At 65.4% G+C, this 16,951-nt stretch carries 12 protein-coding genes and 1 pseudogene; 4 read left to right on the forward strand and 9 right to left on the reverse strand.

The window, feature by feature from the left end:
- From CWO89_RS25980 to CWO89_RS25995, 4 genes and pseudogenes are all read left to right on the forward strand, one after another.
- A pseudogene (locus CWO89_RS25980) lies at positions 1–1,172 on the forward strand (c-type cytochrome); the annotation flags it as partial.
- A 67-nt stretch (positions 1,173–1,239) separates the two neighbouring features.
- Positions 1,240–2,544, forward strand: a complete 1,305-nt coding sequence (pncB, locus tag CWO89_RS25985; protein ID WP_130581493.1) for a nicotinate phosphoribosyltransferase — start codon at positions 1,240–1,242, stop codon at positions 2,542–2,544.
- Positions 2,545–2,588: 44 nt separating this feature from the next.
- Positions 2,589–3,884 (forward strand): O-acetylhomoserine aminocarboxypropyltransferase, encoded by a 1,296-nt coding sequence (locus tag CWO89_RS25990; RefSeq protein WP_130581494.1) that lies wholly within the window; start codon positions 2,589–2,591, stop codon positions 3,882–3,884.
- A 3-nt stretch (positions 3,885–3,887) separates the two neighbouring features.
- Positions 3,888–4,670 (forward strand): alpha/beta fold hydrolase, encoded by a 783-nt coding sequence (locus CWO89_RS25995; protein WP_130581495.1) that lies wholly within the window; start codon positions 3,888–3,890, stop codon positions 4,668–4,670.
- A 325-nt stretch (positions 4,671–4,995) separates the two neighbouring features.
- Here the strand turns inward: CWO89_RS25995 and CWO89_RS26000 are convergent, their stop codons facing one another.
- The 9 genes from CWO89_RS26000 to CWO89_RS26040 all read right to left on the reverse strand — a co-directional run bounded on the left by CWO89_RS26000 (position 4,996) and on the right by CWO89_RS26040 (position 16,885).
- On the reverse strand, positions 4,996–6,015 hold the full coding sequence (locus CWO89_RS26000) for a S1C family serine protease (protein WP_130581496.1): 1,020 nt from the start codon (positions 6,013–6,015) through the stop codon (positions 4,996–4,998).
- 228 nt (positions 6,016–6,243) lie between these two features.
- The gene (locus CWO89_RS26005; RefSeq protein WP_130581497.1) at positions 6,244–6,690 is read right to left on the reverse strand and encodes a hypothetical protein; all 447 of its coding nucleotides are present in this window, start codon (positions 6,688–6,690) and stop codon (positions 6,244–6,246) included.
- A 7-nt stretch (positions 6,691–6,697) separates the two neighbouring features.
- A complete protein-coding gene (locus CWO89_RS26010) occupies positions 6,698–8,296 on the reverse strand; it encodes a GMC family oxidoreductase (protein ID WP_130581498.1) in 1,599 nt (532 codons plus the stop codon).
- Positions 8,297–8,495: 199 nt separating this feature from the next.
- On the reverse strand, positions 8,496–8,891 hold the full coding sequence (locus CWO89_RS26015; RefSeq protein WP_130581499.1) for a hypothetical protein: 396 nt from the start codon (positions 8,889–8,891) through the stop codon (positions 8,496–8,498).
- Between the two features lie 242 nt (positions 8,892–9,133).
- A complete protein-coding gene (locus tag CWO89_RS26020) occupies positions 9,134–12,445 on the reverse strand; it encodes a carboxyl transferase domain-containing protein (RefSeq protein ID WP_130581500.1) in 3,312 nt (1,103 codons plus the stop codon).
- A 23-nt stretch (positions 12,446–12,468) separates the two neighbouring features.
- Positions 12,469–13,353: an ABC transporter permease gene (locus CWO89_RS26025; protein WP_130581501.1), complete on the reverse strand. Its 885-nt coding sequence runs from the start codon at positions 13,351–13,353 to the stop codon at positions 12,469–12,471.
- Positions 13,350–14,306, reverse strand: a complete 957-nt coding sequence (locus CWO89_RS26030; protein ID WP_130581502.1) for an ABC transporter permease — start codon at positions 14,304–14,306, stop codon at positions 13,350–13,352. The genes CWO89_RS26025 and CWO89_RS26030 overlap by 4 nt, the downstream gene beginning before the upstream one ends.
- A gap of 5 nt (positions 14,307–14,311) precedes the next feature.
- Complete coding sequence (locus CWO89_RS26035) at positions 14,312–15,859, reverse strand: ABC transporter substrate-binding protein (protein WP_207234572.1); 1,548 nt, start codon at positions 15,857–15,859, stop codon at positions 14,312–14,314.
- Between the two features lie 24 nt (positions 15,860–15,883).
- The gene (locus CWO89_RS26040) at positions 15,884–16,885 is read right to left on the reverse strand and encodes an ABC transporter ATP-binding protein (RefSeq protein WP_130581504.1); all 1,002 of its coding nucleotides are present in this window, start codon (positions 16,883–16,885) and stop codon (positions 15,884–15,886) included.
- Positions 16,886–16,951 lie beyond the last annotated feature (66 nt).

Consider the following 16,951-nt stretch of genomic DNA (forward strand, 5'->3'; position numbering starts at 1 on the left):
TATTCGGCCGCGACCATTGCCCGCGGCAAGGAACTGGCGGCGCTCGGCGCCTGCGCCGTGTGCCATACCGAAACGGGCGGAATGCTCAATGCCGGCGGCCGGCCGCTGGAAACGCCGTTCGGCGTCATCTACGCGACCAACATCACGCCTGACGTCGAGACCGGCATCGGCGCGTGGTCCTATCCCGCCTTCGAGCGCGCGATGCGCGAAGGCATCCATCGCGACGGCCGGCATCTCTATCCGGCTTTCCCCTACACCCATCCAAGGCTGATGATGCTGATCTGCAGGCGCTCTATGCCTACCTGATGGCGCAGGCACCGGTGCGCGCGACGACGCCGGAACACGAACTGAAATTTCCATTCAACCTGCGCCCGCTGCTCGCCGGATGGAATGCGCTGTTTCACGATACAAAATCATTCCAGCCCGATCCGACCAAGTCGGAGATCTGGAATCGCGGCGCCTATCTGGTCGAAGGTCTCGGCCATTGCAGCGCCTGCCATTCGCCGCGCAACGCGCTCGGCGCCGAACTCCAGAGTGCCTATCTCGGCGGCGGCTTTGCCGAGGGCTGGGAGGCGCCGGCGCTGACGTCGCTTTCGAAAGCGCCGATCCCCTGGAGCGAGGACGAGCTTTACGCCTATTTGCGCACCGGCCAATCCCGCTTCCACGGCGTGGCGGCCGGACCGATGGCGCCGGTCGTGAAGGAGTTGGCCGCGTTGTCAGACCAGGATATCCGCGCCATGGCCGTCTATCTCGGCTCTTTCAATGACGCGGCCACCGACGGCTCGGCGCAGGAAGCCCTCGCCGTGAAACTCGAACATGCGACGGCCACGAGCGCGGTCGTGCCCGCCTCTTTCGGCGCCCGCCTCTATCAGGGCGCCTGCGCGGTCTGCCACGAGGTGGGCGGACCGCCTCTGTTCGGCAGCCGGCCCTCGCTGTCCCTCAACAGCAATCTGCACAGCGCGGTGCCGGACAATTTGATCCAGGTGATCCTGCACGGCATCCGCGAACCCGCGACCGGCGACCTCGGTTATATGCCGGGGTTCAAAGAGAGCATGACCGACAGCCAGGTCGCCGAGCTTGTTTCCTATCTCCGACGGCAGTTCGCCCCGGACAAGCCGGCTTGGACCAGCATCGAGACGGCCGTCGGCAGGATCAGACAGGGAACACGCTGAGCTGCCCTGCCAGAACTCCTGCCATAACCCACTGGTTGGGTGGCTTTTGGCAGGCTAAGGTTCCGCCATGACGTTTACGGATATTGCAACCCGGACCTACAACCATGGCTGGCGGCTCGACCCGATCGTGCGCAGCCTGCTCGACACCGATTTCTACAAGCTGTTGATGCTGCAGATGATCTGGGAGTTCTACCCGGACACGCGCACGACCTTTTCGGTGATCAACCGCACCAGTCGGGTCCGGCTTGGCGAGGTGATCGACGAGGGCGAGCTGCGTGCCCAGCTCGACCATGCCCGCACCATCCGCTTCAGCAAGAATGAGCTGATCTGGCTCGCCGGTAATACGTTCTACGGCAAGACCCAGATGTTCTCGCCGGATTTCATCAACTGGCTTTCGAATTTCCGCCTACCCGAATATGAACTGCACAAGGTCGACGGGCAGTATGAGCTGCAGTTCCACGGGCCCTGGACCCACACCACGATGTGGGAGATCCCGGCGCTCGCGATCCTGAACGAATTGCGCTCGCGCGCGGCGATGAAGGGCCAGGGCCGCTTCGCGCTCGACGTGCTCTATGCCCGCGCCAAGGCCAAGCTGTGGGCCAAGGTCGAGCGCCTGCGCAAGCTCGAGGGCTTAAAGCTTTCGGACTTCGGGACCCGCCGCCGCCACGGCTTCCTCTGGCAGCGCTGGTGCGTCGAGGCTGTGAAGGAAGGGCTTGGGCCGTCCTTCACCGGCACCTCGAACGTGCTGCTGGCGATGGACAACGACCTCGAAGCGATCGGCACCAACGCGCATGAGTTGCCGATGGTGGCCGCGGCGCTCGCCAATTCGGACGAAGAGCTGCGCTGGGCGCCCTACGCTATCCTCGACCAGTGGCGCCATACCTATGGCGGCAACCTGCTGGTCGCACTCCCCGATGCCTTCGGCACGCGGGTGTTCCTGCGCGACGCGCCGGATTGGGTCGCGGACTGGACCGGCTTTCGCCCGGACAGCGCGCCGCCGATCGCGGCCGGCGAGGAGATCATCAGATGGTGGAAGCAGAAGGGCCGCGATCCCAAGGAGAAGCTCCTGGTCTTCTCCGACGCCATGGATGTCGATTCCATCGAGGAAACCTACCGGCATTTCTCCGGCCGCGTCCGCATCAGCTTCGGTTGGGGCACCAACCTCACCAATGATTTCGTCGGCTGCACGCCCAATGGTTCCGCCGATCTCGACCCGATCTCGATCGTCTGCAAGGTGACCTCGGTTGACGGCAGGCCGGCGGTGAAGCTCTCTGACAATCCGGAAAAGGCGACCGGCATCCCCTCCGAGGTCGAGCGTTACCTGCGCGTATTCGGCAACGCCGGCCGCGTGCGCGCCGCCGTGCACGTCTGATATAAGCCGTATTCACCTCCAAATCCCACCCCGCGAGTTTCAGCATGCCCGCACCCAAGCCGCCTGCGTTCGAAACCCTGAGCCTGCATGCCGGACAGCGTCCTGATCCCGTAACGGGATCGCGCGCGGTGCCGATCTACCAGACGACGTCCTACGTGTTCCAGGACGCCGATCACGCCGCCGCGCTGTTCAATCTGGAGCGTGCCGGCCACATCTACACGCGGATCTCGAATCCGACGACCGCAGTGCTGGAAGAGCGGATCGCGGCGCTCGAAGGCGGCGTCGGCGCGATCTGCACGGCGAGCGGCATGGCCGCGATGCATCTGGCGATCGCGACCATTCTCAATGCCGGTGACCACATCGTCGCCTCGGCTTCGCTTTATGGCGGCACCATCAATCTGCTGGCGCATACGCTGCCGCGCTTCGGCATCACCACAACCTTTGTGAAGCCGCGCGCGCTCGACGAATTCCGCGCCGCGATCAAGCCCAACACGCGCCTGGTGATCGCCGAGACCATCGGTAATCCCGGGTTAGAGGTGCTCGATATTCCCGCAGTGGCTGACATCGCGCATGACGCGAAGATTCCGCTGTTGATCGACAACACCTTTGCGACGCCCTATCTCAGCCGGCCGATCGAATTCGGCGCCGACATCGTCATGAACTCGGCGACGAAATGGCTCGGCGGGCATGGCATTGCGATCGGCGGCGTCATCGTCGACGGCGGCGGCTTCGACTGGCATGCATCGGGCAAATTCCCGCAGCTCACCGAGCCCTATGCCGGCTATCACGGCATCGTCTTCGACGAGCAGTTCGGCAAGGCCGCCTTCATCATGCGCGCCCGCACCGAAGGCTTGCGCGATTTCGGCGCCTGCCTGTCGCCGACCAACGCGTTCCAGCTCCTGCAGGGCATCGAGACGCTCGGCGTGCGGATGGATCGGCATATGAGTAATACGCTCGCGGTGCTGGAATTCCTGACCGCGAACAAGGCGGTCGACTGGGTGCTGCATCCGGCGCTGGAGAATCATCCGGACTACGAGCTTGCGAAGAAGCTGCTGCCGCGGGGCGCCGGCTCGATCGTCAGCTTCGGCATCAAGGGCGGACGCGCGGCGGGCAAGAAGTTCATCGAGTCTTTGAAGCTGATCAGCCACCTCGCCAATGTCGGCGATGCCAAGACGCTGGTGATCCATCCCGCCTCGACCACCCATCAGCAGATGGACGCCGACCAGCTCAAGGCCGCCGGCGTCGGCGAAGAGCTGGTGAGGCTCTCGGTCGGCATCGAGACGGCACAGGACATCATCGACGATCTCGGCCAGGCGCTTCGGGCGTCGCAGAGGGTTTGAGCCATGCAGCTTTCGGTGAACGGGATTGAGACCTTCGTCGTGACCGGCGGAAAGCCGTTCGATCCGTCGTTGCCCACGGTCGTGATGATCCACGGCGCGGGTTTTGACAGCTCCACCTGGGCGCTGCACAGCCGCTGGTTCGCGCATCACGGCTATTCGGTGCTGGCGCCGGATCTGCCCGGCCACGGCCGCTCGTCCGGCAAGCCCTTGCGGACGATCGCCGCGATGGCGGATTGGATCGCAGCGCTGTTGCAGGCGGCCGGCGCCTCGAAGGCGAAGCTGATCGGCCATTCCATGGGCTCGCTGATTGCGCTGGAGACCGCGGCGCGGCACCCGGAGAAAGTAACGGCGCTGAGCCTGATCGGAACGGCGGCGACGATGACCGTTGGGCCTGATCTGTTGAAGGCGGCGGAGGCCAACGATCCCGCCGCGATCGACATGGTCTCGATCTGGGGCCTCGGCTTCAAGGCCGAGCTCGGCGGCTCGCTCGCGCCGGGATTGTGGATGCACCACGGCGCACAGCGCGTGCTGCAGCGTGCGCGACCGGGCGTGCTCTACAACGATCTGAACGCCTGCAATTCGTACCAGAACGCGCTCGCCGCGGCGGCGCAGCTCAAGGTGCCGACGACCTTCATCCTCGGCGAACGCGATCTGATGACACCAGCGAAAGCCGGCAAGACGCTGGCGGCGGCGGCGCCAAACGCGCGCACCGTGGTGCTGGCCGGTGCCGGCCACATGATGATGGTCGAGCAGCCCGACGAATTGCTGGCGGCGCTGCAGCGGTAGTTCTTCCCTTCTCCCCTTGCGGGAGAAGGTGGCGCGAAGCGCCGGATGACGGGTTCTCTCCACGCGCTTCCGTGCTCGTGGAGAGAACCCCTCACCCCATCGAGTTCGCTGCTGACCGCTGAGCTGCCCCATCCCACAAGGGGCGAGGGCACATCAATTGGCAGCTCGAGGGCTGCGATGAATTCCGACCGACGCGGGCACCGCTCTTTCCCCTCATCCTGAGGAGCCGCGAAGCGGCGTCTCGAAGGATGAGGGCACCGGCGGGGCCCTATGGTTCGAGACGCGCTTCGCGCTCCTCACCATGAGGGGTCTGACAGCTTGCCCGTCACTTCGCCGGCTTGCGTTCGATCGGGTGGATGTCGATCGCGCGCAGGCGGCCGAGGCGCAGGACGTCCATGGCCAGCGTGCGGTCGATGCGATCGCGGTCGAGTGCGCGGATCAGATCGTCGACGCCGTTGATGTCGACGCCGTCGAGCTTGATCACGACGTCGCCGGGCAAAAGCCCCGCCTTTGCCGCCGGGCTGTCGGGCTCGATCTGCGCGAGCAGCGCGCCCATCTTGTTCTCAACGCCGGCGAGCACCGCATGGCGCCTCGGGACCGGCGCGGTCTGGCCGGCGACGCCGATGAAGGCGCGGCGGACATAGCCGTGGCGGATGATCTCCGACAGCACGAACTGCGCGGTGTTGCTCGCGACCGCAAAGCAAATGCCCTGCGCGCCGTTGATGATCGCGGTGTTGATGCCGATCACCTGCGAATTCGACGACACCAGCGGGCCGCCGGAATTGCCGGGGTTGAGCGCGGCATCGGTCTGGATCACGTCCTCGATCGTGCGCCCGCTGACCGAGCGGATCGAGCGGCCCAGCGCCGACACCACGCCGGCCGTGACCGTCGATTCAAAGCCGAGCGGATTGCCGATCGCGACCACGAGTTGGCCGCGCCGGAGTTGCTTGGAGTCGCCGAGCGAGGCGTAAGGCAAATCGCGCGCGCCATCGGCCCGCAGCAATGCGAGGTCGGTGTCGGGATCGACGCCGAGCACATGGGCGTCCGTGACGAATCCCTCGGTGTCGCGCAGGCGGATCTCCTTCGACGAGCCGACCACATGGCTGTTGGTCAGCACGAGACCGTCGGGCGAGATGACGATGCCGGAACCGAGCCCGCCACGCTCACGCGGTGTTCGGACCTTCGGGCCGGTCTCGACGCGCACCACCGCGGGACCGACGCGTTCGGTCACGTCGATCACGGCGTTGGAATAGGCGTCGAGCAGCGCCCGGTCATTGCCCGGGGCAGCTTCAGTCGTTCGCGGCGACAGCGCGTCGCCGGCGTTATTTGGGGCAAAATCCAACATGGTGAGGTTCCTTCGGAGAACTCACATGGGGGCCGGGTTCCTCCTGCGCAAGGTACCTGCGTTGGGCGCAGGCCTGCCCAAATGGCTAGGGCGCTGGAGCTCTCTCCACTCGGAGGGACGTAGCCCGGGTGAAGCGCCAGCGTAACCCGGGACCGGTCTTAGCCGCGGATATAGATGTCCCGGGTTACGCGTTCCGCTCCACCCGGGCTACGACTTCCTGCCGTGACGCTAGGGCGCGCGCCGCAGCGTGGCTGGTCGCGCCTTGACCGGATCGAGCAATGACCAGTCGCCCTGCTCCAGCGTGTGGCCCTTCGGGAAGGGCGCGCGCAGTTCGTTGCCGAGCGAGCGCAGCACGCGGTCGTCGCGGTAGTAGCATTGCAGGACCACGCGGACGAGCGTCGCCGCCGCGGCCCCGCCGGTCGCGCGGAATTCCTTTGCGACCTGATCGCGCTGCGCCGTGTCGAGCTCGGCGAGCGGCTTGCCGGCCAAGCGCGCAAGATGGTCGAGCGCGGCGCGCACCTGCTCGGTATCGCGGCCGAGCGTTGCCAGGATATCGGCCTGGATGGCCCGATCATCGGCACCCGGCACCTTGTACTCGGCACTCTCAGGAACGATCATCGCCGCGATGGTCCTGAGATCGTCGCGCTGGGCTGTGGAGAGCGTATCGGCTGACATGGCATCCTCAGTCGAACAAATTGGCAAGACGCTGTTTCATCTGGTCGGCGATATAGAGCGCGATCGCCTGGATGGTCGAGGTCGGGTTGACGCCGCCTGAGGTGACGAACACGCTGCCGTCGACGATGAACAGGTTCTTCACGTCATGCGACCGGCCCCACTCATTGACCACGGAACGCGCAGGGTCCGTGCCCATCCGTGCGGTGCCGAGCAGATGCCAGCCGCCCCAGGGGATCGGACTGTTGGTGCAAATGTCGGTCGCGCCGGCGGCTTCGAGAATCTCGCGGCCGCGCGCCAGCCCATGCTCCATCATCTTCCGGCTGTTATCGCTGATCGTGTAGTCGATCTTCGGAGCGGAAATGCCGTGGCTGTCCTTCAACACTGGATCGAGGGTGACGCGGTTGTGCTCCTCCGGGAGATCCTCGCAGATTGCGGAGACCGCGAGGCGGTGGCCGTTGAGCCTGCGGAAGACGCGGTGATGATCCGCACCCCACGGCAGAATGCCCTTCTGCTCGCTCGCGACGGCCTCGAACACAGGCCCTGCGCCGCGGCCGAACTGAATGCCATAACCGCGGACGAAGCCGCGCGAGAGGTCGGTGTCGTAGAACTCCTTGCTCCACAGGCAGGTCGGCGGCGCGCGGTTGCTGTCGGTCGGCTCCTTCACGAAGCCGTAGATCTGCGCATAGGGATGGAACATCAGGTTCTTGCCGACCAGGCCGGATGAATTGGCCAAACCATTTGGAAACCGGCCGGAGACCGAGTTCAAGAGCAGCCGCGGCGTGCCGACGCCGTTGCAGGCGATGATGACGACCTCGGCCGGCTGAAACTGCTCGACGCCATCCTTGTCATAATAGACGACACCGGAGGCCATGCCTTGCTCGTTGGTCAGGATCTCGCGCACGCGACAATGCGTCTTGAGCTCGACGCCGGCGCGGATCGCATGCGGCCAATAGGTGATGTCGGTCGAGGCTTTCGCGCCCTGCGCGCAGGCCGGCGTGCAATGGCCGAGATTGATGCAGCGCGCCCTGCCCTCATAGTCCATGGTCGCGACCGTGGTGTCCGACGGCCACCAGTGCCAGCCGAGCTTGTTCATGGCCTTGCCGATCAGCGGACCGGAGAGTCCGAGCGGCTGCGGCGGCATCGGCGGGTGCGTCAATGGCGAGCGCGGATCGCCCGTCAGGCCCGATACGCCCATCATCCGGTCGTTCTCTTCGAAGAATGGGGTGAGCGCATCGTAGTCGATCGGCCAGTCATCGGCGACGCCGTCGAGCGTCTTCACCTTGAAATCGGACGGATGCAGCCGCGGCCAATGCGCCGTGTACATCACGGTCGAGCCGCCGACGGCGTTGAAGTTGACGACCTTGATCGGCGAGTTGTCGTCGTTGATTGGATAGTCCTCAGGACGACCGCGGACGTTCGGGCTGGTCGACCAGTCGCTATAGAACTTGGCTTCCCAGTCTCGCCCGGTGCTCGGATATTCCGCGGGATTCATCCAGCCGCCTTGCTCAAGGCAAAGGATGTGCATTTTCGTCTCAGCCAGCGACCATGCCACCGCAGCGCCGGACGCGCCGGCGCCGATGATCAGGACGTCAACGGGATCGTTCATTGGGGTTTCCCCTGGGATTATTTATCCGTCATTGCGAGCCACCGGGTCGGCGCGAAGCGCCGCCCGATGACAGGCTCCGCGAAGCAATCCACGCCTCAGCGGGCGGAGAGATGGATTGCTTCGCCACGCTCGCAATGACGGCGCGTTGTTGGCTAGACGATAGGGGAAAACCGGATGCGGAGTAAAGCGGCGGCAGCGATCACGGCGTGCGCGGCACGATCATGACGTCGAGCCCGCGGATTTCGTCCGGCGTTGCGGATCGTGTCATCGCGCCCGGCGCTTCCACCAGCACCTGCAGCCGAAGCCGCTTGTTGACCACATTCCTCGACTGAACTGGGAAGGTTTCGGAACGGGTGTCATTCGGCCCCGGCACGCCGTAGGTCATAATCGAGCCGATCACGTCGCCCTGCTCGGTCTTCACGACCAGGCGAGCACCGAACGGCAACGGACCGGTTACGACCTTGACCCGGACCGCCTCATTCGGACCGGGATCGCGCGGCGCCAATAGTTCGGTCATCTTGCGGCCCTGTGCCGAGGCCAGGCCTACGCCGGCGAGGCTTGCGAGAAGGAGGGCGATAGAAAAGGCATGTCGCATGTAAAGGCCTCGGCAGGATGACGGTGGTTCGGATTGTCATCCCACTCTGGCCTTTTGTTGGCCGCGATCATGGTCGGAGGTGATCTTTCGGAATGCTGTCGTCCCGGCGAAGGCCGGGACCCATAACCACCGATGTGCGTTGCGGCGCGAGCAAGCGGTTGTAGCTTTGCGCATCACATCCGCCTGTGGTTATGGGTCCCGGGTCAAGCCCGGGACGACACCGGTGTGGAGACAGCCTCTCGCTACCACGCATCAACGCAGGGGCGCTTGCGGTGGGTGCGCGGCTGAGGCTTCGGCACCGAGCGCAGGCCTGACATGATCCAGTGGCGGGTTTGCGCGGGATCGATCACCTCGTCGATCTCGAGCACCGAGGCGATCGAGACCGCCTTGCCGTTGGCATAGAGCTCGGCGACCTTGGCTTGGTAATATTTTTCGCGTTCGACCGGATCCTCGATCGCCTCCATCTCCTTGCGGAAGCCGAGCCGCACGTAACCTTCCAGGCCCATGCCGCCGAACTCGCCGGTCGGCCACGCCACCGTGAAGAAGGAGGCATGGAAACCGCCGCCGATCATCGATTGCGCCCCTAAGCCATAGCCTTTGCGCAGCACGATGCCGAACAACGGCACGGTGAGGCTCGCGCCAGTGACGAACATGCGCGAGACGTGACGCACGATCGCGGTCTTCTCGGCTTCAGGTCCCACCATGAAACCGGGCGTGTCGCAGAGCGAGATGATCGGGATGTCGAAGGCATCGCAAAGCTGCATGAAGCGCGCAGCCTTGTCGCCGGCCGGCGCATCGATCGCGCCGCCGAGATGTTTCGGATTGTTGGCGATCAGGCCGAATGGCTTGCCTTCGATGCGGATGAAGGCGGTGATCATGCCGACGCCGAAGTCGCGGCGGATTTCGAGCACCGAGCCCTCGTCGGCGAGCAGATCGATCACCTTGCGGATGTCGTAGACACGCAACCGGTTTTCCGGGATCGCGCGGCGGAGCAGCCGCTGGTCCGGCGCCTTCCAGTCGCTGACCGTGCCCTGGAAGTAGGACAGATATTTTTGCGCGGCGACGGTCGCCTCCGCTTCGTCCTCCACGAGGACGTCGATGACGCCGTTCGGCGCCTGGAACGACACCGGGCCGACCTCGGCCGGATGATAGACGCCAAGCCCGCCGCCTTCGATCATCGCCGGCCCGCCCATGCCGATCGACGCATTCTTGGTGGCGATGATGACGTCGCAGCAGCCAAGCATCGCGGCGTTGCCGGCGAAGCAATAGCCGGAGACCACGCCGATGACCGGCACGAGGCCCGAGAGCCGCGCGAACTGCACGAAGGATGGGCCGTCGAGCCCGGTCATGCCGAGCCGGTCGGTATCGCCAGGGCGCCCGCCGCCGCCTTCGGCGTAGAACACCAGCGGCAACCGCCATTGCTCGGTCAGCGAGAGCATGCGGTCGATCTTCTTGTGGTTCATATGGCCCTGCGTGCCCGCGAGCACGGTGTAGTCGTAGGCAATCACCATGCAGCGCGCACCCTCCGCGCCGAACTTGTCGGCGTTCACGGTGGCGACGCCGGTGATCAGGCCATCGGCTGGCGTGTTGTGGATGAGATCGTCGATCTTGCGCCGGCGGCGCTGGGCGGCAATCGCGAGCGCGCCATATTCGACAAAGGAGCCTTCGTCGACGAGATGCGCGACGTTCTCGCGCGCGGTGCGCTGGTTGGTCTTGCGCCGGCGCTCGACCGAAGCCGGCCGGTTCTCATCCAGCGTGATCGCATGACGCGCAATTACTTCGGCGAGATCGGGGCGGATGTAGTCGAGGTCGATCTCCGCCTCCTCCGCGACATGGTGGCCGTCCACCTCGGCCGGCTCGAGGAACAGGATCGCCTCGCCATGCATCAGCGTGACGCCGACGCCGCCCGCGACCTTCGTCACCCTGCCGCCATGCGGCGCGGTGACGAGATGCTCCATCTTCATGGATTCAAGCACCGCGATCTGCTGGCCCGGAAGAACGAGATCGCCCTCGGCCACATCGATCGCGACAATGGTGCCCTGCAATGGCGCCGGGACCGCGACCGAGCCTTCCGGGCCGGATTCGCTCGTCGACGGTCCAGCAACGGTACCGGCTCCGCCGTTCACCTCGGCCAGCACCGGTTCATCGGCCTCCTTCGCCGCGGCGACCAGCGAGCCGGCATGCGCGTCAATGAAATTGGTGCTGATCCGGTTGGCGGCAAAATCCGGATGCGCGAGGATCGCGCCGAGGAACGGGATGTTGGTGGCGACGCCGCCGATGCGGAATTCACGCAGAGCGCGTAGCGCCTTCTGTACCACATCGGCCCAGTTCGCGCTCGGCGAATGCACGATGACTTTTGCCAATAGTGAATCGAAAGCGGCGCTGGTCCTGTAGCCGGTGTAGCCGAAGGTATCGACCCGCACACCCGGGCCCGACGGCAGGTCGAACACCGACAGCGTCCCGCCGGTCGGCTTGGTCTCGCCCTTCTCGTTCATCACCTCCATGTTGACGCGGAGCTGCATCGCGTAGCCGCGCGGCGACGGAACCGCAGCCTGCGCGAGACCGAGCGAGGCCAGCGTCGCGCCCGAAGCGACGGCGAGTTGCGCCTTCACGAGATCGATGCCGAGCACCTCCTCGGTGACGGTGTGCTCGACCTGCAATCGCGGATTGGCCTCGATGAAGGCGAAGTCGCCCGCGCCTTCACGGGCGTCGTCGTCGACAAGGAATTCGAAAGTGCCGAGATTGTCGTAGCGCGCAGCGGCCGCGAGCCTCGCGGCGGCTTCGATGATGCGCGAGCGCAGCGCGTCACTCAGCGACGGGCTTGGCGCCACCTCGATCAGTTTCTGGTTGCGCCGCTGGATCGTGCATTCCCGCTCCCACAGATGGCTGATCTGGCCCGAACGGTCGCCGATGATCTGCACCTCGATGTGACGGGCCTTTCGGATCAGCCGCTCGACATAGACGCCTTCATTGCCGAAGGCAGCCTTGGCCTCGGACTGGCAGCGCGCATAGGCCTGTTCGAGCTTGGCAGCGTCGTCGACGATGCGCATGCCGCGCCCGCCGCCGCCGGCGATCGCCTTGACCATGACCGCGCCGCCGGGGCCGAGCGAGGCGAAGAAGGCCCTGGCCTCCTCCAGGCTGGTCGAGCCGCTGGTGCCGGATACGATCGGCACGCCGCAGCTTTTCGCCAGTGCCTTGGCTTTCGCCTTGTCGCCGAACAGTTCCAGCGCGTCCGGCGACGGGCCGACAAAGGTGATCCCCTCCTCCGCGCAGCGCCGCGCCAGCGCGGCGTTCTCGCTGAGGAAGCCGTAGCCGGGATGCAGCGCGTCGCATGTCGCGGCCCTGGCTGCGCCGATCACCGCTTCGATATCGAGATAGGCGCGCGCGCCGCGGCCCGGAATCTCGTGCGTTTCATCGGCCGCTAGGACATGCCGCGACGTCGCGTCATCGGCGGGATAGATCGCCACAGTGGCAAGCCCGCTTTCGCCTGCGGCGCGGGCGATACGGATGGCAATCTCGCCCCGATTGGCGATCAGCAATTTCTTGAAAGGCATGAACGTTTCCGTCGACAAAAGAGCTAGCGATCCTTCATGGTCGGATCGAGCACAATGCGCAAGGACTCTCCGAGCGCGTTGAAGGCCAGGGAGACCACCAGAATGGCGAGCCCGGGCGCATACATTTGCTCCGGCGCGATCTCCATATATTGGTAGGCGCGCGCCAGCATCGCGCCCCAGCTCGGGTTCGGCGGCTGGATGCCGAGGCCGAGAAAGCTGAGGCTGGCTTCCGCCAGCAGCGCGGCGGCCAGCAGCAGCGTCACCTGCACGATGACGGGCTGCAGCGTGTTCGGCAGCACGTGCCGCCACAGGATATGCCAGGCCGGCGCGCCGAAACACCTGGAGGCATCGACATAAAGTTCCTGCCGCACCACCAGCGTCCGCGCTCGGACGATGCGGGCCAGCGCCGGGAACATCACGATGCCGACCGCGATCATGCCGTTGGTGAGCCCGATACCGAGCGCACCGGTCACCGCAATCGCCAGCACGATCGCCGGGAACGACAGGAAGGTGTCGATGATCCGGCTGATGATGTCGTCGGTCCAACCGCCGAAGAAGCCGGTGACAAGCCCGACCGGCAGGCCGATCGCAACTGCGACACACACGGCCAGCACGCTGGCATAGACGGTCGCCGGCGCACCGTAGATTAGGCGGCTGAAGATGTCGCGGCCGAGATCGTCGGTGCCGAGCAGATGCGCCGGACCCGGCGGCGCCAGCATGTTGTTGACGTCCTGCGCGGTCGGCGAATAGGGCGCGATCCAGGGTGCGCCGATCGCGACGATGACGAGCACCAGCAGCACGAGGATCGCGAGCGCGGCCCGAAGATCACCGGCGAGCCAACGGAGGAAGCGCCGCGACCGGGTCGGCTTGGCGGGCAATCGCGGAGAGGCCAGCGCGAGGTCGGTCATTGCTCGATCCTCGGATCAATGGCGGCGCAGAGCAGATCGGTGATCAGGTTGACCAGGATCACCACGATCACCATCGTGAACACGACGCCCTGCACGATCGGAAAATCGCGCTGGATCGCGCCGCGCACGATCAGGCTGCCGAGACCGGGAATGGCGAACACCGCCTCGATGACGACGGTCGCGGCCAGCATCCGGTTCACGAGCAGGCTGATGATGGTGAAGAGGTTGACGCTGACATTCTTCAGCCCGTGCTGCCAGAGAATGCGGCTCATCGACAACCCCTTGGCGTGCAAGGTCCGCACATATTGCGACGACAGCACTTCCAGGAGCGAGCCGCGAAGCTGCCGCGCCACCTCGGCCATGCCGTAGGCCGCGATCGCAATCCCCGGCAACAGCGCGTGCCTGATCGCCTCGATCGGAGACGCGGTGAGGGATTTGGCGCCGGTCGCCGGCAGCCAGTTGAGCCTGAGCGAGATTTCGGCGACCAGGATCATCGCGAGCCAGAAACCGGGAATGGCGACGCCGAGCGAGGCGATCATACTGACGGCCTTGTCGACCCAGCCGTTGGGTTTGATCGCCGCGATCACGCCCATGGGGATGCCGGTCAAGAGCGCGAGGATCAGCGCAATCACCACGATCAGAAGCGTGTTCGGAAAGGCGCGGCCGATCGAGGTCGCGACCTGCTCGCCCGTCAACAGAGATTGCGAGAGGTCGCCCTGGATGACGTTGCCGAGCCAGACGCCATACTGCACCAGGAACGGCCGGTCGAGCCCGTAGATGTGGCGGATTTCGGTGATGCGCGCATCCGAGGCGTTGTCGCCCGCCAGCGTCACCGCGATGTCGCCCGGCACGAGCTTCAACAGCGCGAACACCATGAAGGTCGCGAGCACGATCACGGGCAGCGCCTGCAACAGGCGGCTGCCGACAACCTTGACCGGACTGCGTCGCGCCATCTCCCTCAGCTCTCCAGCCAGACGTCGTCGTATTTCGGCTTGCCGAGAAGGTTCGGGCGATAACCCTGCACCTTCTTGTTCATCGCGACCAGCTCGTACTGGAAAGCGAGCGGCGCGACGAAGGCGTTCTCCATCACCAGCCGCTGCACGGTGGCAAAGGCCTTTCGGCGCTGCTCGATATCTTCCGACGCCCGCGATTCCTTGATCGCGGCCTCGAGCTCCGGCGGCACCGGCGCACGGCCGGCATTGTAATAGGCGTCCTTGGTGAACATCAGCGAATAGGTCAGGCTCGGGTCCGGCCGCCCGGTCCATGCCGACAGCAGCCCGGAGCCGCGCTTCTCGCTGGCGAAGAACGCGGCGGAGGCTTCGGCGATCGGCGCGTTGGCGAAGCGTGCAGTCATGCCCGCCTTCCTGAGCTGCTCGATCAGGATTTCCTGGCGCTGCACCGAGTCCTGATCGGGATAGCCGAGGAGATCGAGCGTGAGACCATCCTTGAACCCGGCTTCCGCCAGCAGCTTGCGCGCCTTGTCGGGATCGTAGGGGTAGAGCCCGGCGACCGATTTGTCGTAGGCCCAATGCGCCTTCGGCAGGTTCATGTAGGCGGGCTCCGCCAGCCCGGCGAGCGCCGCCTTCACGAAGGCCTCGCGGTCGATCGCAAAGTTCAGGGCCTGGCGGACCTTTGGATTGTCGAAGGGCGGCTTGGCCCAGTTCAGGAAGATCTGCAGGACATAAAGCGTCGGCCCGCTCACGACCTTGACGCTGCTGGCGCGCTCGATGATCGCCTTCTGGCGCGGCGGCAGTTGATAGATCAGGTCGTTCTGCCCAGCAGTGACGGAGCGCGCGCCGGTGGTCAGTTCCGGGATGATCGAAAACTCGATGCCGTCGGGAAGAGGACGGTTCGGCTTCCAGTATTTCTCGTTGCGCTTGACGACGATGCGCTCGCCATCCGCCCAGCTCACGAACGCATAGGCGCCGGCGCCGACCGGCTTGCGCGCAACGGTGCCGCCTTCGGCGGCCTTCAGCGCTGATGGCGAGACCATCATGCCGGCGCGGTCGGAGAGGATGAGGGGCAGCGCGGTGTCGGGCGTGCTCAGCTTCAGCGTGACCTGCGTGGGACTCGTAACCTCGACCGACGCCACCGAAGCAAGATCGGCCTTGATGTTGGATTTCTGGTCGCTCTTGTTGCGCTCAAGGTTGAATTTCACGGCGTCCGCATCGAGCGGCGTGCCATCATGGAAGGTGACGCCGCTACGGATGTTGAGCACCAAGGTGTTCGGATCGGTGAACTTCCAGCTCCCGGCAAGGCCGGGCTTTGGCGCCAGCGTCTCGAAATCCCATTCGATCAGCGTGTCGTACATCGTGAACAGGAAGGCGTGGTCGGAGCCGGCGCCGCCGGTGGCCGGATCGAGGCTCGACGGATTGGCGGGCGCCGAGATGCGCAAGGTGCCACCCCGCTTCGGCGCGATATCTGCCCACGCGCGGCCACTGAGCGTCACGCCGGCAATCGCGGCCGATGTCAGCGCGATAGCCTCGCGTCGCGTCATCTCTGTCATGTGATCTCCTCCCGGCAATTCTTGTTAGTTTGGTGCAAAGTTTGGATGTTCGGCGAAGTGGCAGGCAACCCAATGGTCCGGTTGAAGCTCGCGCCAGTCCGGCGTCTTCTCGGCGCAGAGCGGCTGCGCGTAGGGGCAGCGGGTGCGGAAACGACAGCCCGAGGGCGGATCGATCGGGCTCGGGATCTCGCCCTGCAGCATGATGCGGCTGCCCTCGCGCAAGTGTGACGGCAATGGTCGCGGCTCGGCGGACAGCAACGCCTGCGTATAGGGATGCAGCGGATGCTCGGAGACGCGTTCGGTCGGCCCAAGCTCGACGAAGCGGCCGAGATACATCACGGCAATGCGCTCGCTGATGTGGGAGACCACGGCGAGGTCGTGGGTGATGAAGACATAGGTGAGGCCGAGCTCGCGCTGCAGGTCGGCGAAGAGATTGAGTACGTCGCCACGAATGGACATATCCAGCGCGGCCACCACCTCGTCGCAGACGATCAGCTTCGGCTTCAGGGTCAGGGCGCGGGCGATCACCACGCGCTGCTTCTGCCCGCCGGAAAGCTGGTGCGGGTAGCGCTCGCCGACGTCCTGCGGCAGGCCGACACGGTCGAGTGCCTCCCTCGCCTGCCGCTCGCGCTCGGCGCTGGTGCCGGCGCGCGCGAGGTCGAGCGGTTCCAGCACCGACGAGAGGACCGTCATGCGCGGATTGAGCGCCGCATTCGGATCCTGGAAGATGATCTGGTAGTCGCGGCGGTGATTTTGAAATTGTCGGCGCGGCAGCGTGAGCGGATCGATTCCGTCATGCCGGATGGCGCCCGCGCTCGGCTTCAGCAGGAACACCAGGGCGCGGCCGATGGTGGTCTTGCCCGATCCGGATTCGCCGATGATCCCAAAGGTCTCGCCGCGGCGGACGTCGAAATTGACGCCGTCAACCGCCTTCACCGTGGCGCGGCGATCGCTGGTCTGAAAGCGCACTTCGAGATCGCGCACCGAGACGATGGTGTCCTGCGTGATATCGGGAGCAAGCGGCATCATGGCGTCCCGGCCATCGCGGCGATCGGCGCCGATGCCGCGTGCTGCAGCGCGCCCGGCAGATCG

Origin of the sequence: Bradyrhizobium sp. Leo170 (assembly GCF_004296405.1) — a bacterium.
Classification (GTDB): domain Bacteria; phylum Pseudomonadota; class Alphaproteobacteria; order Rhizobiales; family Xanthobacteraceae; genus Bradyrhizobium.